This is a genomic window from Streptomyces sp. NPDC050508, from assembly GCF_040655155.1.
GTDB lineage: Bacteria > Actinomycetota > Actinomycetes > Streptomycetales > Streptomycetaceae > Streptomyces.
Map to the genome: position 1 here is coordinate 1 of NZ_JBFAJJ010000025.1, position 23,004 is coordinate 23,004.

At 69.6% G+C, this 23,004-nt stretch carries 23 protein-coding genes; 20 read left to right on the forward strand and 3 right to left on the reverse strand.

What is annotated here, in order from left to right:
• Positions 1–109 precede the first annotated feature (109 nt).
• A complete protein-coding gene (locus AB0I69_RS43180) occupies positions 110–1,792 on the reverse strand; it encodes a glycoside hydrolase family 18 protein (RefSeq protein ID WP_363101300.1) in 1,683 nt (560 codons plus the stop codon).
• Positions 1,793–2,167: 375 nt separating this feature from the next.
• Between AB0I69_RS43180 and AB0I69_RS43185 the strand changes: the two genes are divergently transcribed.
• The 16 genes from AB0I69_RS43185 (at position 2,168) to AB0I69_RS43260 (ending at position 18,629) form a co-directional block, all read left to right on the forward strand.
• Positions 2,168–2,977 (forward strand): hypothetical protein, encoded by an 810-nt coding sequence (locus AB0I69_RS43185; protein WP_363101395.1) that lies wholly within the window; start codon positions 2,168–2,170, stop codon positions 2,975–2,977.
• Between the two features lie 112 nt (positions 2,978–3,089).
• Entirely contained in the window at positions 3,090–3,803 is a 714-nt protein-coding gene (gene cpaB, locus AB0I69_RS43190; protein ID WP_363101301.1) for a Flp pilus assembly protein CpaB, read from the forward strand.
• Positions 3,804–3,812: 9 nt separating this feature from the next.
• The gene (locus AB0I69_RS43195; protein ID WP_363101302.1) at positions 3,813–5,063 is read left to right on the forward strand and encodes an AAA family ATPase; all 1,251 of its coding nucleotides are present in this window, start codon (positions 3,813–3,815) and stop codon (positions 5,061–5,063) included.
• A 29-nt stretch (positions 5,064–5,092) separates the two neighbouring features.
• On the forward strand, positions 5,093–5,470 hold the full coding sequence (locus tag AB0I69_RS43200) for a TadE family protein (RefSeq protein ID WP_363101303.1): 378 nt from the start codon (positions 5,093–5,095) through the stop codon (positions 5,468–5,470).
• Between the two features lies 1 nt (position 5,471).
• Positions 5,472–5,825: a TadE/TadG family type IV pilus assembly protein gene (locus AB0I69_RS43205; RefSeq protein WP_363101304.1), complete on the forward strand. Its 354-nt coding sequence runs from the start codon at positions 5,472–5,474 to the stop codon at positions 5,823–5,825.
• A 25-nt stretch (positions 5,826–5,850) separates the two neighbouring features.
• Positions 5,851–7,191, forward strand: a complete 1,341-nt coding sequence (locus AB0I69_RS43210; protein ID WP_363101305.1) for a CpaF family protein — start codon at positions 5,851–5,853, stop codon at positions 7,189–7,191.
• A gap of 11 nt (positions 7,192–7,202) precedes the next feature.
• Positions 7,203–8,144, forward strand: coding sequence for a type II secretion system F family protein (locus AB0I69_RS43215; RefSeq protein ID WP_363101306.1), 942 nt, complete (start codon positions 7,203–7,205; stop codon positions 8,142–8,144).
• Positions 8,145–8,158: 14 nt separating this feature from the next.
• Entirely contained in the window at positions 8,159–9,049 is an 891-nt protein-coding gene (locus AB0I69_RS43220; protein WP_363101307.1) for a DUF5936 domain-containing protein, read from the forward strand.
• Between the two features lie 20 nt (positions 9,050–9,069).
• Positions 9,070–10,638: a histidine kinase gene (locus AB0I69_RS43225; RefSeq protein ID WP_363101308.1), complete on the forward strand. Its 1,569-nt coding sequence runs from the start codon at positions 9,070–9,072 to the stop codon at positions 10,636–10,638.
• A gap of 56 nt (positions 10,639–10,694) precedes the next feature.
• Positions 10,695–11,606: a response regulator transcription factor gene (locus AB0I69_RS43230; RefSeq protein WP_363101309.1), complete on the forward strand. Its 912-nt coding sequence runs from the start codon at positions 10,695–10,697 to the stop codon at positions 11,604–11,606.
• Between the two features lie 148 nt (positions 11,607–11,754).
• Positions 11,755–11,952, forward strand: a complete 198-nt coding sequence (locus AB0I69_RS43235; RefSeq protein ID WP_363101310.1) for a hypothetical protein — start codon at positions 11,755–11,757, stop codon at positions 11,950–11,952.
• Positions 11,952–12,560, forward strand: coding sequence for a pilus assembly protein TadG-related protein (locus AB0I69_RS43240; protein WP_363101311.1), 609 nt, complete (start codon positions 11,952–11,954; stop codon positions 12,558–12,560). The genes AB0I69_RS43235 and AB0I69_RS43240 overlap by 1 nt, the downstream gene beginning before the upstream one ends.
• A 34-nt stretch (positions 12,561–12,594) precedes the next feature.
• Positions 12,595–13,173 carry a hypothetical protein gene (locus AB0I69_RS43245; protein ID WP_363101312.1) on the forward strand — a complete coding sequence of 193 codons (579 nt, stop codon included), beginning with the start codon at positions 12,595–12,597 and terminating at the stop codon, positions 13,171–13,173.
• A 55-nt stretch (positions 13,174–13,228) separates the two neighbouring features.
• Positions 13,229–13,816 (forward strand): OmpA family protein, encoded by a 588-nt coding sequence (locus AB0I69_RS43250; RefSeq protein ID WP_363101396.1) that lies wholly within the window; start codon positions 13,229–13,231, stop codon positions 13,814–13,816.
• Between the two features lie 1,054 nt (positions 13,817–14,870).
• The gene (locus AB0I69_RS43255; protein WP_363101313.1) at positions 14,871–17,333 is read left to right on the forward strand and encodes a hypothetical protein; all 2,463 of its coding nucleotides are present in this window, start codon (positions 14,871–14,873) and stop codon (positions 17,331–17,333) included.
• 21 nt (positions 17,334–17,354) lie between these two features.
• On the forward strand, positions 17,355–18,629 hold the full coding sequence (locus AB0I69_RS43260; RefSeq protein WP_363101314.1) for a hypothetical protein: 1,275 nt from the start codon (positions 17,355–17,357) through the stop codon (positions 18,627–18,629).
• A 38-nt stretch (positions 18,630–18,667) separates the two neighbouring features.
• Here AB0I69_RS43260 and AB0I69_RS43265 read toward each other — a convergent pair whose 3' ends face one another.
• Positions 18,668–19,051 (reverse strand): DUF192 domain-containing protein, encoded by a 384-nt coding sequence (locus AB0I69_RS43265; RefSeq protein WP_363101315.1) that lies wholly within the window; start codon positions 19,049–19,051, stop codon positions 18,668–18,670.
• A gap of 134 nt (positions 19,052–19,185) precedes the next feature.
• Here AB0I69_RS43265 and AB0I69_RS43270 point away from each other — a divergent pair, with 134 nt between their 5' ends.
• From AB0I69_RS43270 to AB0I69_RS43280, 3 genes are read left to right on the forward strand one after another with little or no spacing between them, the layout of a single operon-like run.
• Entirely contained in the window at positions 19,186–20,052 is an 867-nt protein-coding gene (locus AB0I69_RS43270) for an A24 family peptidase (RefSeq protein ID WP_363101316.1), read from the forward strand.
• Between the two features lie 54 nt (positions 20,053–20,106).
• Positions 20,107–20,694 carry a dihydrofolate reductase family protein gene (locus tag AB0I69_RS43275; protein WP_363101317.1) on the forward strand — a complete coding sequence of 196 codons (588 nt, stop codon included), beginning with the start codon at positions 20,107–20,109 and terminating at the stop codon, positions 20,692–20,694.
• Positions 20,695–20,734: 40 nt separating this feature from the next.
• Entirely contained in the window at positions 20,735–21,607 is an 873-nt protein-coding gene (locus AB0I69_RS43280) for an LLM class flavin-dependent oxidoreductase (RefSeq protein WP_363101318.1), read from the forward strand.
• 6 nt (positions 21,608–21,613) lie between these two features.
• Here AB0I69_RS43280 and AB0I69_RS43285 read toward each other — a convergent pair whose 3' ends face one another.
• Positions 21,614–22,153 (reverse strand): DinB family protein, encoded by a 540-nt coding sequence (locus AB0I69_RS43285; RefSeq protein WP_363101319.1) that lies wholly within the window; start codon positions 22,151–22,153, stop codon positions 21,614–21,616.
• Positions 22,154–22,203: 50 nt separating this feature from the next.
• Between AB0I69_RS43285 and AB0I69_RS43290 the strand changes: the two genes are divergently transcribed.
• On the forward strand, positions 22,204–23,001 hold the full coding sequence (locus AB0I69_RS43290) for a class I SAM-dependent methyltransferase (protein WP_363101320.1): 798 nt from the start codon (positions 22,204–22,206) through the stop codon (positions 22,999–23,001).
• The last annotated feature ends 3 nt before the right edge of the window (positions 23,002–23,004 follow it).

Here is a 23,004-nt window from a genome sequence, read left to right on the forward strand (position 1 = left end):
GGGCCGACCGGCGACTACCCCCCGGCTACCGTCACCGTGAGCCTGACCATGCAGAGCCTTCAGGGCTACACGGTCGAGTCCCACTCCCCCACTCGTTCACCGGGTGGTGTTACGGCAGCGCGTGCACATGCGCTCCCACCGAGTTCGACCACGAACTGCCCGCGGCGGCATCCCAGTTCGTCGACCATGTCATCGCGCCCCGCAGGTCGGGGTACGTCTTCGACGGCTTGAAGGTGCCGCAGTTGGTGCCGGCTGTCAGGCAGTCGAGGGCGTTGTTCACGATGGTGGGGGAGACGTAGCCGCTGCCGGCCGCGCTGGTCGAGGCCGGGAGGCCCAGGCCCACCTGGGAGGGGGACAGGCCGCCCTGGAGCTGGATGCAGGCCAGTGCTGTCAGGAAGTCGACCGTGCCCTGGCCGTAGACCTTGCCGTCGCAGCCCAGCATCGTGCCGCTGTTGTAGTACTGCATGTTGACGACCGTGAGGATGTCCTTGATGTTCAGGGCCGTCTGGAAGTACGCGTTCGACGTCGACTGCATGTCGATGGTCTGGGGGGCCATCGTGATGACGAGCGACGAGCCCGCCTTCGAGGACAGGGACCTCAACGCCTGCGTCATGTACGTCGCGTTGATGCCGTTCTCCAGGTCGATGTCGACGCCGTCGAAGCCGTACGTCTGCATCAGGGAGTAGACGGAGTTGGCGAAGTTCGTCGCGGACGTCGAGTCGCTCACCGAGATCGTGCCGTTCTGGCCGCCGATCGAGATGACGACCTTCTTGCCGGCCGCGTGCTTGGCCGCGATGTCCGCCTTGAACTGGTCGACCGTGTAGCCGCCGAGGCCGGACGAGTCGAGCGTGAAGGAGACCGCGCCCGGAGTCGAGGTCGCGTCCGCGAAGGCCACCGCGATGATGTCGTACTGGGAGGAGACGGCCGAGATCTTCTGCACGGTCGCGCCGTTGTTGAAGTTCTGCCAGTAGCCGGTCACCGCGTGCTTCGGCAGACCCGTACTGCCGTTGCCGCCCGACGCCGTCGTCGTGCCCGTCACCGCCGACGACTTCCCGGACTCACCGGCCGAGTTGGTCGCCGTGACCTGGAAGGAGTACGACGTCGAAGCCGCAAGTCCCGTGATGGTCGCGGACGTTCCCGTCACCGCCGTGATCTTCGTGCCGTCGCGGTAGATGTTGTAGCCCGTGGCTCCCGACACCGCGCTCCAGGCCAGGGAGACGGAGGAGGAGGTCGTGGAGGACACGCTCACGCCCGTGGGTGTCGCCGGGACCGTCGGGGCCGGGTCGCTGCCACCGCCGCCGTCGGGGCCGTAGACCGAGATGTCGTCCGCGTAGTACGCGGCCTGTCCGTACCAGCCGTGCGTGTACACCGTGACGGACGACGTCGAGGCGCCCGTCGTGAACGTCGTCGACAACTGCTTCCAGGCGGAGGTGTCGGGCGTCCAGGTCGAGACGTCCGTCGTGCCCGTGCCCGTCACGCCGAGGTAGGAGTAGCCGCCCTGCACCCAGGCGCTCAGCGTGTACGTCGAGTTGGGCTTGACCGCCACCGACTCGCTGCACTGGGCGTTGTCCTGCCCGGCCGGTGTGGCCTTCAGGGCCGCCGCGCCGCTGTGCACCGGGGACGAGACGGTCGTGCCGCTGCCCGCCGTACAGGTCCAGTTGGTCAGGCCCGACTCGAAGCCGGCGTTTTTGGCGTTGTTGATGTCGGCGGCGGACGCCTGGCCGGTGCCCGCGAAGGAGAGGGCGAGGGCGGCCATGGCGACCCCGGCCCACAGGCGTCTGTTTCTGGGCATGGCTGGTGCGCGGTCCACTGATGCCTCCGGTGGGGGAGTTGGAGGGGACTGTGAAGACGGTGGCCACCGCTGGGAGTCCAGAGTTGGTCCAGACCAATCCTGATGTCAAGAGGTCCAGACCAACTTCCCCGGCGGCGGTTTTGACCCTCCGGCCGCGATCAGCTGCTCGACCTGCCCCGTTTTGGCGTGTTGTGCGCAATGACAGTTGCGGCACAGCTACAGAAACGCTGTTCTCCGGTCACAGAGGCGTGGATACAGTGCTGAGGTAGTCACGCAGTGAAGTCAACTCGGCGTGCCGGAGTAATACCGGCAAGCCGACAGGCGTGAGACGGGGAGCTGCGCGTGCCAACTGCCATTGCCGTGACCAGCGCCGACATGGCGCTGCCGCCACAGGACGAACGGACCCTGCCCGCGGTCGTACTGCGGGACCTGGATCAACGACCGCTGGACCAGGCGCTGTCGGAGATGCAGGCCCTGATCGACCAGCACGGGCATGTCGTCGTCGTGTCCTCGCATGCCGTGTCCGAGGGTGTCGACCGACGGCTGCACACCATCCGGTCCATCCTGGAGACCGACCGGATCGCCCTGTTCCGTCCGAATCTGCCCCCGCTCGGACTCGCCGTGCTGGCCCGCCAGTTGAGGCAGCTCGCGTCCTGCGACCTCAGTCCCGGGGTGCTCGCCTCGGCCGGCCGGCTGCTCACGCACTACATCCACGCCGGCGCGGTCCTCGGCTCGGTCACCAAACTGGACCGCGTCCCCGTCGGCCTCAAGTCGCACGCCAAGTCCTGGGTGCCCGGCACTCAGTTCGCGGTGATCGCCCACCCCGAGCCGCAGCTCGTCAGGGTCGGCCCCGAAGCCACCCTCGACGGGCCGGAGTTCGGCACCTGGATGCTGGTAGCCAAGGGTCAGCTGCAGTCCGACTGGATCGGTACCACCCTCGCCCCGGCGTGGAACGCGATGGGACTGCGCGAGGCCACCTTGCCCGCGGAATCGGTGAGTTGGTGGGGTACGAGCAAGTTGATCGAGTTCTGTACGTATCTGCCCGATCTGTCGGTGCTGTACCAACTGGTCACCTCTGTACGGCAGTCCGTGTGCCACTGGTGCGGCATCGACGTCATCGGCGACCGTTGTGTCTTCTGCTCCGCGACACCGCCGGTTCATGAGAACCAAACATCCGCCGGATAAGTCCTCAACTCACAGGACACGCTTACAGCACACGATCCGCTCGACCCGGTTCGATCCCGCTCGATCCGCTCATTTCCGCTCGACCGATATCCCCAATGAGGTTGTACGGTTCATGAACTCCCGTCAGCGCCGCGGCGTGATACTCCTGCTCCTGTCGGTCCTCTGCGCCCTCGGCGCGTTCGCCGGCGTCCTCTCCGTCATCAGCGACGTGAAGTCCAAGGTCGGCCCCGAGGTCACGGCGTACCAGCTCAAGACCGACGTGGCGCCGTACACCACCCTCACCACGGCCCAGTTCAAGAAGATCGAGATGCCCAAGCGGTGGCTCTCGGACAACGCCGTGACCGACCTCCGCCAGATCGCGGGCAAGATCGCCGTGACCACCCTGCGCGAGGGCTCCCTGCTGCAGACCGACATGATCGTCGACCAGCCGGCCCTCCAGCCCGGGCAGCAGGAGGTCGCCATCATGATCGACGCGGCGACCGGCGTCGCCGGCAAGATCACCCCGGGTTCCACGGTCAACGTGTACGCCACCTTCGCGGGCCAGAAGGTGGGCGACCCCGACCAGTCCAAGATCATCGTGACCAACGCGAAGGTCATCGACGTCGGCCACATCACCGCCCTCGACCCCGGCAGCAACAGCGACAAGAACCAGCAGCAGTCCACCAACGCCGTGCCGATCACCTTCGCGCTCTCCACGCTCGACGCCCAACGGATCACCTACGCCGAGTCGTTCGCCGAGCGGGTCCGGCTCGCGCTGGTGGCACCCGGCAGCGCTACGACCGTGCCCGACAAGGACCGGACGTACGAACTCACGACGGACAAGTGAGAGGCCCGCATGCCCACCAGGATTCTCCCGGCCGTCGGTGACGCGGACGCCATCCGCGCCATCACGACCCTGCTCAGCCAGCTCCCGGACGCCGACCCGGTGGCTCCGGTGGCCGACTCGACGCAGCTCATCGACACCCTGGCCCGGCTCGCCGCCGAGTCCGTCGACGAGCTGCCCGAGGTCGTGGTGGTGCATGAACGCATCGGTCCCGTCCCCGCGTTGGAGCTGGTCCGCGAGGTCGCGCTGCGCTTCCCCGCGGTGGGCGTCATCCTCGTCACCACGGACGCCAGCCCCGGCCTCTTCCAGGCCGCCATGGACTCCGGCGCCCGCGGCCTGATCGCCCTGCCGCTGAGCTACGAGGAGTTGGCCAACCGCGTCCAGGCCGTCGCCGCCTGGTCCGTGGGCGTACGGCGTCATCTGGGCCACGGCGGCGACGTGTTCACCGGCGTCGGCGGCACCGTCGTCACGGTCAGCGGCGCCAAGGGCGGCGTCGGCGCGACCCTCGCCGCCATCCAACTCGCCCTCGCCGCACAGGCGTCGGGCCGTAGCGTCGCGCTCGTCGACATGGACCTCCAGACCGGTGACATCGCCTCCTTCCTGGACGTCCAGTTCCGCCGTTCCGTCGTCGACCTCGCCGCGATCACCGACATCTCCCCGCGCGTCCTGGCCGACGCCGTGTTCCGGCACGACACGGGCCTCGCGCTGCTGCTGGCCCCCGGCGAGGGCGAACGCGGCGAGGAGGTCACCGACCGGGCCGCCCGCCAGATCGTCAGCGCCTTGCGCTCCCGCTACGAGGTCGTCGTCATCGACTGCGGCGCCCAGATGAGCGGCGCGAGCGCGGCGGCCGTCGAAATGGCCGACACGGCACTGCTGTTCACCACCCCGGACGTGGTCGCCGTACGCGCCGCGAAGCGCACCGTCCGCATGTGGGACCGGCTGCAGATCCGCAAGGCCGAGGAGACGACGATCGTCGTCAACCGGCACACGCGCGGCACGGAGATCCAGCCCGCCCTCATCCAGCGGATCACCGGCACGGCGGTCGCCGCCACCGCGATCCCCGCCAACTTCAAGGAACTCCAGGGCGCGGTGGACGCGGGCCGCCTCCACGAACTCGACAACAGGAGCGTGGTCAAGCAGGCCCTCTGGGGTCTCGCGGGCGAACTGGGACTGGTCAAGGTCCCCGAGGTCGCCCAGAAGGGCGGCCGGTCGCGAGGCGGCGGCGACCGCGGCTCGCTGAGTTTCCGGCGGCGTAGGGAGTGAGGGGGATGCGTGTGCCTTCTATGCCTTTGATGTCCGTCCTGAGGGGAGACCGGGGCCAGGTCACCATCGAGTTCCTCGGCATGACCCCCCTGATCATCCTGACACTGGTGTTGATGTGGCAGTTCGTGCTGGTGGGGTACACGTACACGCTCGCGGGGAATGCTGCGGACGAGGCGGTGCGGGCGGGGACGGCGGCGACGCGCGACCAGCGGCAGGCCGCCTGCGAACAGGCGGGCCTCAGCAAGCTGTCCGCCGCGTGGAGGGGGAACGCCGAGGTGAAGTGCGGGGGCACGGGGTTCGTCACGGCCGACGTCACGCTCAGCGTGCCCGTCCTCTTCCCGGGCTCGATCGCCTTCCCCTTCACGGTGCACGCCCACGCGGGCGCCGTAGAGGAGGCGACGAACTGAGATGTCCCACGACCGCAGGGCGCGCGACCGCGGACAGGTCGCCATCGAGTACCTCGGGTTCATCCCGATCCTGATCCTCGTCACCCTGGCCGCCGTACAGCTGGGGCTGATCGCCTACGCCGCGGAGCAGGCGGGGACGGCGGCCAGGGCGGGCGCGCGCAGCGCCTCGCTCCGCCAGGGCGCCCAGCCCGCGTGCAGTGACGCGATCAGCGCCCGGCTCACGGTCACCAGCTGTCCGGCCTCGTTCGGCGTCGACACGGTCACCGTCACCGCCTCCGTCCACATCCCGTCCGTCATCCCCGGCCACGACTTCGGGGACGCCAGCAAGACGGCCACCATGCCGCTCGACCACTGAACGCGGAGCAAGGAGCACAGGACTCATGGGTCTGCGGGAACGAGTCAACCATCCCGAGGAGAACGGCCATCGGGGCGAGGACGGCCACATGGTCGCCTCGTACCGCGCCAAGCTCCTGGAGGAGATCGACCTCGCGGAGATGAGCGCGCTGGCCGCCGCCGAGCGACGGGCCCGGCTGGAGCGGGTGCTCGGGCACATCATCAGCCGTGAGGGCCCGGTCCTCTCGACGGTCGAGCGTTCGCAGCTGATCCGCCGGGTCGTCGACGAGGCGCTCGGCCTCGGCATCCTCGAACCGCTCCTCGAAGACGCGTCGATCACCGAGATCATGGTGAACGGCCCGGACGCGATCTTCGTCGAACGCGGCGGCCGGGTCGAGCAGTTGCCGCTCCGCTTCCCCTCCCACGACCAGCTGATGCAGACCATCGAGCGGATCGTGTCGACGGTCAACCGCCGCGTGGACGAGTCGAATCCGATGGTCGACGCGCGGCTGCCGTCCGGCGAGCGCGTCAACGTGATCATCCCGCCCCTGTCGTTGACCGGCGCCACGCTCACCATCCGCCGCTTCCCGCGCTCCTTCACGCTCCAGGAGATGGTCGGCTTCGGCTCGCTGGACGAGCACATGCTGTATCTCCTCGCGGGCCTGGTGCACGCGAAGTTCAACATCATCGTGTCCGGCGCGACCGGCACCGGGAAGACCACCCTCCTCAACGCGCTCTCCGGCCTCATCCCGGAGACCGAACGCATCATCACCATCGAGGACTCCGCCGAACTCCAGCTCCAGCAGTCGCACGTGATCCGCCTGGAGGCACGCCCGCCGAACGTGGAAGGCAAGGGCCAGGTCACGATCCGCGACCTCGTCCGCAACTCGCTCCGCATGCGCCCCGACCGGATCGTCGTAGGAGAGGTCCGAGGCGGCGAATCCCTCGACATGCTCCAGGCGATGTCCACGGGCCACGACGGCTCCCTCGCCACCGTCCACGCCAACAGCGCCGAGGACGCGCTGATGCGCCTGAAGACCCTGGCGTCCATGTCCGAGGTGGAGATCCCCTTCGAGGCCCTCCACGACCAGATCAACAGCGCCGTCGACGTCATCATCCAGCTCACCCGCTTCGCCGACGGCGCCCGCCGCATCACCGAGATCGCCCTCCTCGACAGCCACGGCAGCGAGCCGTACCGGCTGGCGACGGTGGCCCGCTTCAGCCCCCAGCCCATCTCCGCCGACGGCCGGGTCTACGGCGTCTTCGAGTACTTCCCGCTCTCCCGCCGCACCGCCGACCGCCTCTACATGGCGAGCCAGCCCCTGCCGCAGGCCTTCGGCGTCGCCCACACCGCAGAACAGCTAGCCCTCCGAGAAGCCAGTAGGTAGGGACCGACCCCATGGATCTCCAGACGATCGTCACGCTCACCACCGGCGTCACCCTGCTGACCTGCGTGCTGGGCGTCGCCGGCGTGCACGCCTACGCCACGGGCAAGGCGCAGCGCGCGGCCCTGGTCGACCGGCTGTCGTCGACCGGCCAGATCCCGCTCGGCCGCGCCCGCCGCTTCCGCACCCTGGACCGCCGGCTGCGCCGCACCCGCCTCGGCCGAAAGCTCGAACTCCGCCTGGCGGCAACGGGTCTGGACATGACGCCGGGCGAGTTCTTCGTCTACATGCTGGCCACGGTGGCGGCCCTCTGGCTGATCGGCCAGGCCTCCCTGGCGCCCTTCTTCGGCCCGATCGCCGGGCTGTTGGGCATCGGCGTGGCGATCCAGTTCCTCAACTGGCAGCGCCAGAAACGCATCGAGAAGTTCATCAACCAACTCCCCGAACTGGCCCGCATCATGGCCAACGCCACCCACGCCGGCCTCGCGCTGCGCACGTCGATCAGCATGGCGGCGGAGGAGCTGGAGGCACCGGCCGGGGAGGAACTCGCCAAGGTGGCCAACCAGTTGGCGGTCGGCGCCTCCATGGACGAGGCGCTGGGCGAGCTGGCGGACCGCCTCCCGTCCCGCGAACTCGTCGTCCTGGTCACCACATTGGTGCTCTCGAACCGAGCGGGCGGCCAGGTGGTCAGCGCCCTGCGCAACCTCACGGAGACCCTGGAGGAACGCAAGGAGACCCGACGCGAGGTCCGCACCCAGCTCGCCCAGGTCAACATGACGTCGTACGCCGTTCCGGTGATGGGCGTGGGCGCCCTCTTCCTGATGAACGGCGTGAAACCCGGCGCCCTGGACCGCATGACGGGCTCCCCGATCGGCCAGGCCTGCGTGATCATCGCGTTCGGGCTGTACGCGGTCGGCTTCATCCTCATCCGCCGCCTGTCCCGCATTGACGTCTGAGAGGGGGAGACCTGATGACGGCACTCGTACTCGGCCTGGTCATGGGCCTCAGCGTCTGGGGCATCTTTGCGGGCATCCGCATGTACCGCGCGGACGCGAAACTACCGACCGACCTCGTCCTGGCCCTTGAGGTCGGCTCGACCCGCACGGGCGCGGTCGACTCCCTCGTCGACCGCATGGGCATGCGCTACGCCCCGATGGTCCTCCGCCTCATGGGCCCCAAGCAGGTCGCCAAGTACCGCCGCAAGATAGACCTCGCGGGCAACCCCGGCGGCCTGACCATCGACCGCTACGCGGCCCGCCGCGCGGTCTACGGCTTCCTCGGCGGCTTCGGCGGCCTGATCTTCCTGCTCAAGGGCAACTACCTCCTCGCCCTGATCCTGTTCGCCTTCGGCGCGTTCTGGACGGAGGTCGGCATCTGGTCGGCGATCCGCATCCGCAGGGACGTCATCGAACGGACCCTGCCCGACTTCCTCGACGTCCTCGCGGTGGTGGTGAGCGCGGGGTTGGGCTTCCGCCAGGCGCTCGACCGAGTGGCGTCGAAGTACGAGGGCCCGTGGGCGGACGAACTCCGCATCACGCTAAGGCAGATGGACCTCGGCATGAGCCGCCGAGCAGCTTTCGCCGAACTGCGCCGCCGCAACGACAGCGAGCAAGTAGCCATGTTCGTCACGGCGTTGCAGCAGGGCGAGGAACTGGGCGCGCCGATCGTCGACACGCTGGTGTCCCTGGCGAAGGACATGCGCCGCACGGACGCGCAGAACGCGCGGCGGAAGGCGGCTCGTGCGGTCCCCAAGGCGACCATGATGATCACCACGTTCATGGTCCCGGCGACGATGCTCCTCCTCGGCGCGGGCCTGCTCCTCGGCTCCGGCACGGACTTCAGCTCGATCACGGGCAAGTAGGGACGGGGGTGACGAGAGCGATGGCGACGACGGACGAACGAACGGGACTGCTACGACGGCGCCCCAGACCGGCGGAGATCACGACCCCACCGGCGGGAACCGTCCTGCCGGACCACGTGCGCTCGGGCGCGTCCGACATACCGGTCACGTCGGTGACGCCGGCGCTGCCACCGGGGTGGGTGAGGGCGGGTTCTACGGGTTCCACGGCACCGAGGCTGCCGGGAATTCCGGTACAGCCGGGCACGGACCGGAAGGCCGCCGACGGCGAGGAAGCCCCACAGGGGCCACCCGCACCCGACAACGAAAGCGCAACGGGTGCTGCGGGTGGGAACAAGATCCCGGCCGAAGGCCGGGAAGTGGTGGCCCTCCCCATCCAGATCAGCGCCCTACAGGCGATGTGCAGGCAGGTCTTCGGCTTCCGCCTCGCCATGATCGCCCTCGCCGCCCCCTCCGCCCTGCTCAACGCCAACCCCGGCGTAGCCACCCGCCTGGTAGGCGCAGCCGTAGTGGTCACCTTCATGGCCTCCTACGTCCTGTTCCGCGACTGGGAACGCTTCGGCCCCCTGCTCCTACGCCACCCCTCCCTCCTGGCCGTGGACACCCTCTTCGGCTCCCTCCTCCTCATCTCGGCAGGGCCCACGAGCACGCTCGCCTACGTCAGCGTCTGCACCCCCCTGCTCGCCGGCATCGTCTACGGCTGGCGAGGCGCCGGCTGCTTCGCCGCCCTCCAGGCCGTGATCCTGCTGCTGGCCCAGACCGCCGCGGCGGACGCCCACAAAAGCGTGGCGGAAGCCTCCCTGCTCCCCGGCCTGTGCGTGATCACCGGCGCGGTGGGCGTGACCCTGCGCAACCTGATGCTCCGCTTCGGCGAGGCCACGACCGCCTTGACGACGGTCCAGGCCCGGCTCGCCGTGACGGAGGCGGTAGGGGCCGAACGGGCGCGCCTGGCCCGCGAGTTGCACGACTCGGTGGCGAAGACCCTGCACGGCGTGGCCCTGGCGGCGGACGGCCTGGCAGGCTCGGCGAGCGCGGACCGCATGAACCCGACCCTGATCCGACAACAGGCGGAGTTGGTGGCCCGCTCAGCGCGCAGGGCAGCGGCAGAATCCCGCGAACTCCTGGCGGACCTACGGCGCGAGTCCGACCCGGACGAGGGAACGGACGTACTCGTCGAACTGGCCGCCCGCACAAGGGACTTCAACACCAGGACCGGCCTGCCCACCACCTACCGCCCGACGGGCGACCACGGCGTACCGCCGGTCCCGCCCGCGGTGGCCCGCCAACTCCTCACCATCGCGACGGAAGCGATGGAGAACGCCCACCGCCACGCGACCCCCACGAAGGTCGACGTCCGGGCCGGAGTCCACGACAACCTCCTCCGCATCAGCGTCTACGACGACGGCCGCGGCCTGCCCCCCGGCACCACCCTCGAACAGCTGCGCAGGGCAGGCCACTTCGGCCTGGTCGGCATGGTCGAACGAGCGGCCTCGGTGGGCGCCCGCATCCGCATCGGCCGAGGCGGCCACCCCAAGGGCACGGAGGTCCGCCTGGAACTCCCGCTGGGAGCCCTGACAACAGCAAAGACATGACAAACGCTCCATCCCCCCACCCATCCCCCACACCGACGACCCGAGAGGAGGCAGCCATGCCGGACCAGACGACGCCCCACCCCGGCGCTCCGCAGCCGCCACCGAACCCGTTCGCGAACTTCCCGCAGCCCACCCCGACTTCGCCCCTCCGTGTCGTGGTGGCCGACGACAACCCGGTGGTCCGGGCCGGCCTGACGGCACTGTTGTCGGGCCGCGCGGACATCACGGTCGTGGCGGAGGCGGCGGACGGCCGGGAGGCGTACGAGGTGGCCCACCACCACCGCCCCGACGTCGTCCTCCTGGACGTACGCATGCCGGGCGTGGACGGCATCTCGGCCCTTCCCTACCTGGTGCAGATCGCCCCGGTCGTGATGCTCACGTACAGCAGGGAGTCGGAGATCGTCCAGGAGGCGCTGCGCCGAGGGGCGGGCGGCTACCTGGTCCACGGTGAGTTCACGGCGGACGAACTCGTGGCCGCCGTACGGGACATCAAGCAGGGCAGGGCCCACTTCACGCCGTCGGCGGCGGGAGCGCTGCTGGCACAGCTGCGGCAGGGGCAGGCAGGCCCGTCACTGCCGGAGGGCCTGGGCTCCTACGAGGATCAACTAAGTGCAAACGCACACGGCTTCACGCCCTCAACTCCCCTTCCAGTACTAACTTCTGCAGAAAACCTTTCGCAACTGCAACCAAGTATGGGACAGTCGACGTCTGGATGGGAGAGTGGCCGTCGGGCGACGCCCGCTCCGGACAGGTCACGGTTCCAACTGAGCGCGAGGGAGGCGGAGATCATGGACCACATCGCGTCCGGCATGAACAACCAGCAGATCGCCGCCACCTGCTTCATCTCCGAGAAGACCGTCAAGAACCACATCAACCGCATCTTCGCCAAACTCCACAGCACCAGCCGCTCCGAGGCCGCCGCCAAGTGGCTGGGCACGGCGCCGGGTTCGGCCCGAGGCCTGGGGTGACTCGTGACGACGCGACGGAACATCGATTGGGCCCGGGATTGGGCCCTGGGACCCTCTTGCGAACCGGAAGTTGGGGCATACCTTTGTCGTGTCGAAAGCGGCACCGGCGACGAGGATGCCGGTAACGCGTCACTCGGAGGGGAACACCATGAGCAACTGGATCAACAGCACCGTGACGTACCTTCAGACCCGAGCCGCCCGCAACGACAAGGGCCAGACCGCGGTGGAGTACCTGGGCATCATCGCGGTGGTCGTGGCCATCGTGCTGGCGATCACCGGCACGAGCATCGGAACGACGATCCTCGACGCGATCAACACCCAGATCGGCAACATCACCGGCGGCTGATGCGGCCGCGTAGGTACTACAGCGACGCAGGGCAGGCCTTCCCCATCTACATCACGGTGGTGGCAGGCCTGCTCTTCCTCGCGTTCGCCTATGTCGCGGTCGGCCAGGCCGCGGTGAACCGGAGCGGCGCCCAGACGGCCGCCGATGCGGCAGCGCTCGCGGCGGCCCAGGACACCCGGGACCAACTTGCAGACGAGTGGCTGAAGGACGTACTCGATCCGACCAAGTGGCAGGACATCTTCAAGGGCAATGTGGCGGGACTCGCTGATTCGTGCGGGCGTGCCGGCCAACTCGCGGGGCAGAACGACGCCCACGTGACCAGTTGCGGACCGCCGCAGTCGGGGATTCTCCCGGGCTATCTGGTCGCGGTCGAGACCGACAAGCCGGTGGGGGACTCCATCGTTCCGGGTACGGAGAGCACGTACTCGAAGACCCATGCCACCGCCGTGATCGAGTCGCTGTGTACGTTCCAACTCCCCGGCGCGAACGCCGGGGGCGATGTGCTGCCGACGCTCACCTGCAAGAACAAGAACTGGGAACTGGACCCGCTCCATCTCACCGATCTGCCGGGACCCGAGGACCTTTTCGACGTCCATCTGGCCGACTGACAAGCGAACGACGAGTCACGAAGGAAGCAGAGTGATGAGCATTCGGTTCACTGCGAAGGCCCGCAGAGGGATGGTCGCGCTGGCCGTCGCGGCCGGTCTGGCTCTCGGGGTGGCCGGCTGCGGCGGCGGTGGTGGCGACAAGAAGCCGGACACCTCGGCGTCGGCCTCCAAGAGTAGTGGATCCGATCCGAGTGCTCAGGAGGGGCAGTCGGAGACACCTCTGGCCGAACTCAGGGGGACTGGCGGACTGCTCCTCCAAATCACCTCTGCCGACAGGGACTCGGGTGGATTCGTCACCGTCAACGGGAACCTGAAGAACGACGGGGACAAGCTGCTCGTGATTCCGGCTGCCCTGCGCGGCGACGAGACCGAGATCCTCCGACACGGTACGTCGCTCGGTGGTGCCACCCTCGTGGACTCCAAGGGGAAGAAGCGCTACTACGTTCTGCGGGACACGGAAGGCCGACCGCTGACCACGACAGGCCTCACGTCGATCAAGGCCGGCGACACGATTGCCGTCTTCATGCAGTTCCCCGCACCGCCGTCGACCACGACCGAGGTTTCCTTCGAGATGCCGACGTTCCCCATCGCGACGATCAAGATCTCCGGGTGACGCGGCCGTGACCACCACTCCCCGTCTCGCCCTCGTAGTGACCGCCGCCACGATCATGGTCGCCGCGAACATCGTCGGCGCCGTTGCGGCCCACGCCGACGACACCCCGAGCCCGAGCGTCCCACCGGGCACCGAGGCATCCGCCTCCGCCCCGGTGAAGGTCGACCCGAACGACCCCGACCTGAAACTCCCCGAAGGCGCGACGCTCGCCGACCCTAAGGTCCTGGACATCAAGTCCGTCGTGGAGGACCAGGGCGGCGAGGAACGCCGGGAGGACACCAACTCGGACGTGACCTTCGCCCTCCAGGCCGAGGTCCTCTTCAGCAAGGACAGCGCCAAGCTGAGCGCCGCGGCGAAGTCCCGCATCGACGCGATCGCCCAGGAGATCAAGAAGCAGAACGCGACCACGGTCCGCGTCTTCGGTTTCACGGACAACCTCGGCTCGTCGGCACACGGAGACGTCCTGTCCAAGCAGCGCGCCGACGCTGTACAGGCCGTCCTGGACTCGGACTTGAACGACCCGAACATCACCTTCGAGGTACGCGGCTACGGCGAGCAGTACCCGATCGCCGACAACTCTACGGAGGCCGGCCGCAAGAAGAACCGAAGGGTTGAAGTGACGTTCCCACGCACGGAAAGCTGAGCCACGATTTCAAGTAGCCGTTGGGCCACTCGCTTCTTGGCCAGTGTCGGGCTTCCGCGGCCCGAGTAAAGGGCGCTCCCTGCGGTCGCGTCGGCTGCGCCGATGGCCCTGCGGGCCACCCTTGACTAGGGCCGCTCCAGCCCGTTGGAGAAGCGAGCGAGTGGCCCGGAAGAACGGGTGGCCGAGCCATGAATTCCCTTGCCTGTACTGCGTTGCGGGCCGGGGTGGAGGGGCGCGTCAGCGTCTCGCCAGCACGCCGCCTCGGCTCAGCGGCCAACCGCGAGTGGGTGAGTGAGTGCATGCGTGGGCGGGTGGGGGTGCTGGAAGGTGTGTGGGTCAGACTAACCACTCACCCGCCTGATGAATGGTTAGAAAAGACCCCAGCCTTTCAGGTCTGCAGAGGGCGGGGCGGGCCCGGGGGTGGGGGGGTGGTCCGGAAAGTGTGACACTTCCGCTTCGACTGTCACACTTCCACGGACCGGGTACCCCGGGGGGCGCCTCAGGGCCGGGGGGAGCGGGGATGTGATCGTGTCCTGTCCGTCGGCGCCCGCCACCCGCCGGGCCTCCACCCACCCCTCTTCACCCCCCCCACTCCCCACTCCCCACTCGCCGTTGGCCGCTGAGCCGGCCCGGCGTGCTGGCGAGGCGCGAGCGCGCTCCCGCTCACCGGCCCGCAAGGCAGCTCAGGCAAGGGAGTTCATGGCTGGGCCCCCATTCCTCCGGGCCGCTCGCTCGCTTCTGAAACGGGCTGGAGCGGGTTGAGTCAAGGGTGGAGCGCAGCGGAATCGCCGTAGGCGACGCGACCGTAGGGAGCGCCCTTTACTCGGGCCGTGGAAGCCCGACACTGGCCAAGAAGCGAGTGGCCGACGTCCAGTTTTCACCTACGGCGGCGCAAGCACGGCGTAGGCGATGCCGACGGCGCCTATGCCGAAGCAGCCCCAACGCTTGGGTGTCGATTTGGGTCCACGGGCCCATCTCAGGCACCCGCCCTGTCCCTAACCTCTGGGAGTTCCGGTGGTGTTGGGAGCGATGACGGGGGACGGGGGAAAACACCATGGCCTCGATCGGAGGAGTGGCGGGCGGGCAAGGTGGACTGAGCGGGCGGCGCGAGATGCCCGTGCCGCTCGCCGTCGCCCTGGCGCTCGCGCACGCCCTCTTCGCGGTCACCGTCGTCGGTGGGCTCGGTCTGCTGATGACAGCCGGGTCGTACGACGTCCTCGACGGCCAGGTCGTCGCCCTCGTCGCGTACGCCGCCGCGCCGGGCGTCCTCGGCTGGTGGCTCGCCCGGCGGAGCTGGGAGGGCGGGGTCCGCGTCCGGCGCGGACTCGTCGCCGTACAGGTCTGGCTGATCCTCGGCGGTGTCGTCAACCTCGTCTCCGGGTCCGCCCGGGGAGGTCTGCAACTCCTTCTGCCGATCCTCATCCTCTTCTTCCTGTCCCGCCCGGAAAGCCGTCAGTGGTACGGGCTTTCCGGACTGGAACGCGTGGAGCGCCGCCCGTTCTCCGCGGCCCGGCTGATCCGTTGGCGCCGGGACGAGGGGCAGACGGCGGTCGAGTACGCCGGCTTCATCGCCATCGTCGCCGCCCTCATCACCGCGCTGCTCGTCAGCGGCCTCGGCACCCAGGTCTTCACCGGCATCCAGTCGGAGGTCTGCAAGGTCACCGGCATGGCCTGTCCGGCTCCGGCCGGCGGCGACACGGGCGTGACCGACACGAGGACCACGACCGACACGAGGACCACCACCGACACCACGGGCGACAAGAAGCCCGACCCCGCCGACGACAAGGGCGACAAGGACGGCAAGGGAGATAACGGCGGCGACGACGGCTGCTTCTCCGGCGTAGGTGCCTTCTTCGGTTGTGCCGGGAATCAGGTCAAGCAAGTCGGTCAGGGCCTCTTCGTCGACGGTGTCTGGGGCGACCTGACCGGCATCTACGACATGGTCCGCCACCCGATCGACACCGTGAAGGGCATCGGCGACTACGGCAAGCAACTCGGCGACGACTGGTCGAAGAACTCCAAGGACGCCGGCAGGAAGTGGTCCGACGGCGACTACGGCGGAGCCCTGTGGGATTGGACCGGCGCCTCCGTCAAGACGGGCGGCACGGTTCTCTACGACCTGTTCATCGGCGACGACGTCGCCAAGGACTGGAACAACGGCGACAAGACCCGCGCCGTCAGCCACGTCCTGTGGAACGTCGGTTCGCTCTTCATCCCGGGCTACGACGGCGCCAAGATCGTCGAGAAGGTCGGCGACCTCGGCAAGATCGGCAAGCTGGGGAAGCTCGGCGAGTTCGCGGAGAAGGCGGCCAAGGCGGCGGAGGACGCGAAGAGGGCGGCCAAGGCCGGTGATGTGGCGGGCGCGGAGAAGGCCGCCAAGGAGGCCGACGACGCCGCCGAGGAAGCGGAGAAGAAGGCCGAGAAGACCGGCTGCACGATCGGCGCGCCGAGCCGCCGGATCCCGTACGACGGCAATGGCCCGGACATGCCGGGCACGGGCACCCTCACCGGTTCTCCCGGCACGGGCTCCACGGTCCTGGCCGCCGGCGGCTCCCCGTACGTCGTACTCGCCGAGGACGGCTGCGACGAGGACGCGAAGAAGGAGGCCGAGGACGCCCGCAAGAAGGCGGACGAGGCCGACGCCGCCGCTCGCGCCGCCGACCTGCAGCACGCCGCGGACGAGCTGAAGAAGGTCATCGCGGATGCCAGGGACAAGCAGAAGACGCCCAGGAACGAGCGGTTCACGCTCGACGAGAAGAAGATCGACGACCTCGTGGCCAAGGCCAAGGACAGCCCGGACCTGAGCAAGGGGGAGATCGGGACGGCCGAACTGACCCAGTCCCTCAAGGACTTGGCGGACGCGCTGAAGAACACGACCATCGACAGCCAGAGCCGCGGTTCGCTCGGCGGCCCCGTGCTCAGGGCCGGCAACCGCTACCAACTCGCCGAAGCCATGGCCGAGGTCAAGGCCGCGACGCGGGCCGCCGACGATGCCGCCGAGGGCACCAAGGTCTACGCCGGCGTCGGCGTGAAGAAGGGGCGCCAGACCGTGGACATGGGCGACGGCACCACCGCCGATCTCAGCGGTATCGACGACGCCGACGTGGTCTACAAGGGCAAGGACGGCACCCTCAACGTCGTGGAGGTCAAGAACACGGGCCAGGCCGCCACCCAGGCCTCGATCCGTGCCCAGGCGCAGAAACTGGCCGACTGGCAGAAGGCGAACCCCGGTCGGAAGGCCCGCTACGAGATCGAGACGCAGGACGGCTGGGACAAGGTGTTCGACGGTTTCCAGAAGGACAAGAAGACCGGACAGGTCCCGGGCGGCACCCCCGCGCAGACTCTCGCCGAGAACGGCCTCGACCTTCGCGTCGCCGGCCAGGACATCTCGCCGCAGCAGCTCAAGGCGATGAACGACGCATGGAGCGGGAAGACTCCGGCCGAGCGGCAGGCGGCACGGGACTCGGGCAAGATGAAGGACCCGAAGACCGCCATGCAGTATCTGGGTGTTTCCTGACGTGGAGCGGAGCGCCGGACAGTGACCGCACATCACCTGCTGCCCGCGGACATGCGGCGGCTCCCCCCACCGTGGAACGACCTGACCTCGGAACGGAAGCCGGCCCTGGAGGAGCTGGCACACACGGAGGCGACCGAGCAGGCCGCGCTTGAGGCACTGACGGCCGCGCTCTCGGGCTCGTCGGCGTCACCCGTGCCGCGCGTCTGGAGCGACGAGTCGTGGGAACTCTTCGACCGGATCCGTCAAGAGGTCGGGTACCGGCTGGCCCGCGTCATGCCGACGGCCGACCGGTTCACCCGCGAGGGCATCGCCGATGTACTGCGGGAGTGGGCGGGCACCGCGCGACCGCCGGTACCGACCTGGTGGCTGGACGGTCAACTGGACCTGATCGTCGGGGTGTTGACGGACCAGGCGCTGGAGAGCTGGGCCCATGACGTGCTGCGCTGGCTTCAGCAGAGGCCGTACGACGAAGCAGGTGTCGCGGCGGCGGCCGAGCGCTGCGTCGAGAACGGGCTCGCCTCCCACGACGCGGTGAACCTGCTGCACGCCCTCGGCACACCCCACGGCGAGCGGGCACTGCTTCGCGTCGTGCAGGACGACAGCGTGAGCGACAACAGCCGCTCACAGGCGCGGGACGCACTCATGGGGCTGCGGCGCCCCGGCTACGCCGCCCGCGCACAGCAACCGGTGCAGGACGAACACCCCCTGCTCCCTCCCGCCGTACGGGAACTCCCCTACAGCTGGGCCGCCGGCTTCCAATGGCCGGCGGAACTGCCGGAGAGCGAGGAGAACATCACCCGTGCCAGGGCGATTCTCCAGGCCTGCGCTCCACCCGGGCCCGTGCCCGAACCGGTCCCCGCCCCCTCCTGGCACAGCTACGACGACGAGGACGAGGAACCGCCCGCCTGGCTCGAAGTCCGGCAGGTCATGCGGGAGTTGATGCCGTATGCCCGCCTCGTCACCGAGGAGCGGATGACCGAGGCCATGCGGGAGTGCGCGCTGCTCGGCATCCCCGGCGTACCCGCGAATCCGGGCGGCGAGGACGCGACGCGGTTCGTCCGGCGGTGGGTGACGTGGATCGGCGGCTGGGTCGCCGGCGAGGTCTTCGTCTGGCTCGGCATGTGCGTCGACGACGAGACCCTCGTCGTCCCTTGGGCGATGGAACTGGCCGAGCAGTACGCCCGGTTCGGCGTCGCCACCGAGCAGGCCGTGTCGATGCTCAACTGGCACGGTACCGTCCCCCGGAGCCGCGAGGCCCTCGCCCGGCTGGCGGCGGACGGGACACTTCCGCCATGACCTGGCGGACTTGCCCGGAGTAACCTCCGCCCCTGCACCTACTCCACCTGCTCCACCTGCTCCGTCTCCACCGTCACCCGAGCCCCCACCCCCAGCCCCCACCCCGCCATGACCCCCGCCTCCGCCTCCAGCACATGCCGGGACCGCAGCCGCGGCAGGCCCAGTCGCCCTGGCCGCATGGTGTGCACGGCGATGACCTTCAGGTTCCGGTCCAGGTACGCCACGTCGATCGGGAAGCGCATCCGGAACGTGTGCACACTGCTCGCCGGCGAGAGCAGCATCGCCCCGTCGATCGCGTCCCGGCCGAGCAGCCCCTTCGTCCGCGCCCGGTAGGAGGTCGCGAACTCAAGCGGAACGGCGACCGCCCCCGCGGCCCCCTGCACGATCAGCTTCCCCCGCCCGTCACTCCAACGTCGTCCCATGTCGGGTCACCTTCCTGCGCCACCCCGGCGCCGCTCCGGATCCGGTGTCGACCGACCGTATCCACACGGGAGTGGGCCCCACATGGGCCCACGGGCCCATGGCCCCGCCCGCCACCTCCCGATATCGTCCCCGCGTGCGCCTGATTCTGATCGTGGTGGGTGCCCTGTGGGGCGCGTGGTCGGGCCTCCTGCTGCCGCGCGCCGCCCACCGACTCGCCGTCGAGGCCGAGGAACCCTGGAACGGGCAGTGCCCCGACGGCCACCCGATCACGGGTACGTTCGCCGGCTGGCTGGGCCGAGCCCGCTGCACGGACACCACCGGCTCGTACGGCCCGAGCCCGAGCCCGAGCCCGAGCCCGAGCCCGAGCCCGAGCCCGAGCCCGAGACCGCCCACGCCCGCGGACGACGACAGTCCAGCCGCACCCGAAACGACCAGCCCCACCCCTTGCGGCTCCTACGGCCCCAGCACCCCCGCCGTGTCCATCGCGACAGCCCTCGTCTGCGCGGCCCTCGCCGCGGCCACCGGCCCCCGTCCCGAACTCGTCGTCTGGCTGCTCGCCGCCCCCGTCGCCGTCCTCCTCGCCCTCGTCGACTACTGGGTCCACCGCCTCCCCGACGTCCTGACCCTCCCTCTCGCCGCCGCCACCCTCGCCCTCCTCGGTATCGCGACCGCGCTGCCCGCCGACGCGGGCTCCTGGCTCACGGCCCTGCTCGGTGGACTCGCCCTCGGCGCCGCGTACTTGGTGCTGTATCTCATCAACCCCGCGGGCATGGGCTTCGGTGACGTGAAACTGGCCCTCGCCCTCGGCACGGTCCTCGGCTGGTACGGCTGGCCGGTGCTCGTCACGGGCGCCTTCGCGGGGGTGTTGTACGGCGCGGTGTACGGCCTGGGCATGGTCGCCCTGCGCCGGGCGGGCCGTAAGACGGCGATCCCGCTGGGGCCGTTCATGCTCGGGGGAGCGTTCACCGGGTTGCTGCTGGGTGCGTTCGCGGTGGCGTGAGACGGTGGTGAACCTGGTACCAGGGGGACCGACCGCGAGCGAGGTGGTGCAGCTGTGCGGAAGATCAGCCTGATGATGTCCGTATCCCTGGACGGCTACATGGAGGGCTCCGACCGCGACATCGACTGGCATGTGGTCGACGCCGAACTCCACCAGCACTTCAACGACACCCTCAAGCACCTGGGCGCCTTCCTCGAAGGCCGCGTCACCCACGAACTGATGGCCGCCTACTGGCCCACCGCCGACGCCGACCCCGACGCCCCCGCGCCCATGGCCGAGTTCGCCGGTATCTGGCGGGACATGCCGAAGATCGTGTACTCGCGGACCCTGCCCAGCGGCCCCGCCGACTGGAACGCGACGGTCGTGAGCGAGGTCGTCCCCGAGGAGGTGCGGGCCCTCAAGGAACAGCCCGGCGGTGACCTGGGCCTCGGCGGCGCCGACCTCGCCGCCACCTTCCTCCGCCACGACCTGGTCGACGAGATCAAGGTGTACGTCCACCCGGTTCTCATCGGCCGCGGCAGATCCATGTTCCCGGTCTCCGACACCCGCACCCCACTCCGCCTCACGGAGTCCCGCACCTTCGGCAACGGGGTCGTACTCCTGCGCTACGAGCGCGCGACCCCCGACTCCGGCGACTCGTAAAGATGTTGTCCGTAGCGTTCCCGCCAGGTAGGAAGAACCCATGACCGGACTCGGCGCTGTGTTCCGTCCCCAACTGCCCCCCGAGCGACTGCGAACGGTGGTCCAACTCGCCGACGCCTCGGGGCTCGAAGAGCTCTGGCTGTGGGAGGACTGTTTCCGGGAGGGCGGGATCTCGGCCGCCGCCGCCGCGCTCGCCTGGAGCGAGCGGGTGCGGGTCGGCGTCGGACTGCTGCCGGTCCCGCTGCGGAACGTCGCGATCACGGCCATGGAGGCCGCCACGCTGTACCGGCTGTTCCCGGGCCGCGCGATCCTCGGCGTCGGACACGGCGTGCAGGACTGGATGGGGCAGGTCGGCGCGCGCGCCGAGTCCCCGGTGACCCTGCTGCGCGAGCATCTCGACGCGCTGCGCGCCCTGTTGCGCGGCGAACGGCTCACGACCGACGGGCGCTACGTCAAGCTCGACGACGTCGGCCTCGACTGGCCGCCGGAGGGTCCTGTCGAGATCCTCGCCGGAGCCGGCGGCCCGCGCACGCTCCGCCTCGCCGGCGCCGCGGCGGACGGCACGATCCTCACCGCGAGCACCGCACCGGACGGCGTCCGCCGGGCCCGTCAACTCATCGACGAGGGGCGGGAGTCGGCGGGCCGTACCGAACCGCACAAGGTGGTCGTCTACCTCCTCACCGCCACCGGTCCCGACGCCGCCGCCCGACTCCGTGCAGAACTCGCCGACGAGGGCCTGGAGTCGGTCCCCGACCTCGGGGTCGCCGGTGACGCGGGCACCGTCGCGAAGGCCGTCCAGCGCCTCGCGGAGGCCGGCGCCGACACGGTGGTCCTCCAGCCCACCGGCGACGAACCCGACCCGGACGGCTTCGTACGCTTCGCGGCGGAGGAGGTCAGGGCACTCGTCCCCTGACCGGAGTCACGTGCCAGGCGGCTGATGGTCTCCGGCCGCCCCGTCGATCAACTCCCGCACGATGTCCATGTGTCCCGCGTGTCTCGCCGTCTCCTCGATCAGGTTGACCAGCACCCAGCGCAGGGACACGGAGTGCTTACGCCACGGCGGCCGGCCGACCGCGTCCAGCGGCAGTTCCGCGATCGTGCGGTCGGCGGCGGCGCGGGCACGGCCGTAGAAGGCGACGATCTGTTCCGTCGTCTCGTCCGGGCTCGCGGCCATGTCCTCGCCCTTGTACGGGTCGAACCACAGCGGCTCCACCTCGCGGCCGTAGCTCTCCACGAAATAGCCGTACTCCACCGACGCCAGATGCTTCACCAGCCCGAGCAGACTAGTGCCCGAGGGTGTCATCGGCCGTCTGGCCTGCTCCTCGTCCAGTCCGTCCAGCTTCCACAGCACCGCGTCCCGGACCCGGTCCAGGCTCGCGTGCAGCGTCGCCTTCTCGTCGCCGTGGTACGGCAGCCCCGTGTCCCCGTTGTCCGCACCCGTGTCTACGTCGTTGGCCATGCTTCGAAAATTAGCAGCGCCCACTGACAACGCCCTGCGACCATCGCCCCATGGACAACAGCGGGAGCAGCACGCGCAGCTTCGAAGACCTCGTCGCGGAGGGCGCCGCCGTCCCCACCGAGGGCTGGGACTTCTCCTGGTTCGAGGGCCGGGCCACCGAGGCGCGCCCCTCCTGGGGATACGCGCGCTCCGCCGGGGACCGCCTCACCTGGGCGAACACCGTCCTGGACGTCCAGACAGGGGGAGGTGAGGCCTTCGACTTCGCCCTGAGTCGGGCCGCCGCACAGCCCCCGATGCTCGTCGCCGCCACCGAGGGCTGGCCGCCGAACGTCGCCAAGGCCACCGCCCTGCTCCGCTCGCGCGGTGTCGTGGTCGTCGCCGTCCCCGAGGACGCCCCGCTGCCCTTCGCCGACGCAGCCTTCGACCTCGTCCTGAGCCGCCATCCGGTCCGCGCCGACTGGCCCGAGATCGCCCGCGTCCTGCGCCCCGGCGGCACCTACTTCGCCCAACACGTCGGCCCCCGCAGCGCCTTCGAACTCGTCGAGCACTTCCTCGGCCCCCAGCCGGAGCCCAGCGGCGGCGGCCGTGACCCCGAGCACGAGCGGGCCGGTGCCGAGGCCGCGGGCCTGGAGATCGTCGGCCTGCGCACCGAGCGGCTGCGCATGGAGTTCTACGACATCGCGGCGGTCGTCCACTTCCTTCGCAAGGTGATCTGGATGGTCCCCGACTTCACGGTCGAGGTCTACGAGCCCCAACTCCGGGCCCTGCACGAGCAGATCGAGGCGGCGGGCCCGTTCGTGGCGCACAGCACCCGTCACCTCTTCGACGCCCGCAAGCCGCTCGCGTGACTC

Bases quoted from the DNA above. Each gene is read 5' to 3' on its own strand.
- cpaB (WP_363101301.1), top strand. From the start codon at position 3,090: ATGAACTCCCGTCAGCGCCGCGGCGTGATACTCCTGCTCCTGTCGGTC.
- AB0I69_RS43225 (WP_363101308.1), top strand. From the start codon at position 9,070: ATGGCGACGACGGACGAACGAACGGGACTGCTACGACGGCGCCCCAGA.
- AB0I69_RS43290 (WP_363101320.1), top strand. From the start codon at position 22,204: ATGGACAACAGCGGGAGCAGCACGCGCAGCTTCGAAGACCTCGTCGCG.
- AB0I69_RS43215 (WP_363101306.1), top strand. From the start codon at position 7,203: ATGGATCTCCAGACGATCGTCACGCTCACCACCGGCGTCACCCTGCTG.
- AB0I69_RS43250 (WP_363101396.1), top strand. From the start codon at position 13,229: ATGGTCGCCGCGAACATCGTCGGCGCCGTTGCGGCCCACGCCGACGAC.
- AB0I69_RS43195 (WP_363101302.1), top strand. From the start codon at position 3,813: ATGCCCACCAGGATTCTCCCGGCCGTCGGTGACGCGGACGCCATCCGC.
- AB0I69_RS43235 (WP_363101310.1), top strand. From the start codon at position 11,755: ATGAGCAACTGGATCAACAGCACCGTGACGTACCTTCAGACCCGAGCC.
- AB0I69_RS43220 (WP_363101307.1), top strand. From the start codon at position 8,159: ATGACGGCACTCGTACTCGGCCTGGTCATGGGCCTCAGCGTCTGGGGC.
- AB0I69_RS43280 (WP_363101318.1), top strand. From the start codon at position 20,735: ATGACCGGACTCGGCGCTGTGTTCCGTCCCCAACTGCCCCCCGAGCGA.
- AB0I69_RS43185 (WP_363101395.1), top strand. From the start codon at position 2,168: ATGGCGCTGCCGCCACAGGACGAACGGACCCTGCCCGCGGTCGTACTG.
- AB0I69_RS43240 (WP_363101311.1), top strand. From the start codon at position 11,952: ATGCGGCCGCGTAGGTACTACAGCGACGCAGGGCAGGCCTTCCCCATC.
- AB0I69_RS43255 (WP_363101313.1), top strand. From the start codon at position 14,871: ATGGCCTCGATCGGAGGAGTGGCGGGCGGGCAAGGTGGACTGAGCGGG.
- AB0I69_RS43245 (WP_363101312.1), top strand. From the start codon at position 12,595: ATGAGCATTCGGTTCACTGCGAAGGCCCGCAGAGGGATGGTCGCGCTG.
- AB0I69_RS43180 (WP_363101300.1), bottom strand. From the start codon at position 1,792: ATGCCCAGAAACAGACGCCTGTGGGCCGGGGTCGCCATGGCCGCCCTC.
- AB0I69_RS43205 (WP_363101304.1), top strand. From the start codon at position 5,472: ATGTCCCACGACCGCAGGGCGCGCGACCGCGGACAGGTCGCCATCGAG.
- AB0I69_RS43265 (WP_363101315.1), bottom strand. From the start codon at position 19,051: ATGGGACGACGTTGGAGTGACGGGCGGGGGAAGCTGATCGTGCAGGGG.
- AB0I69_RS43230 (WP_363101309.1), top strand. From the start codon at position 10,695: ATGCCGGACCAGACGACGCCCCACCCCGGCGCTCCGCAGCCGCCACCG.
- AB0I69_RS43210 (WP_363101305.1), top strand. From the start codon at position 5,851: ATGGGTCTGCGGGAACGAGTCAACCATCCCGAGGAGAACGGCCATCGG.
- AB0I69_RS43200 (WP_363101303.1), top strand. From the start codon at position 5,093: ATGTCCGTCCTGAGGGGAGACCGGGGCCAGGTCACCATCGAGTTCCTC.
- AB0I69_RS43285 (WP_363101319.1), bottom strand. From the start codon at position 22,153: ATGGCCAACGACGTAGACACGGGTGCGGACAACGGGGACACGGGGCTG.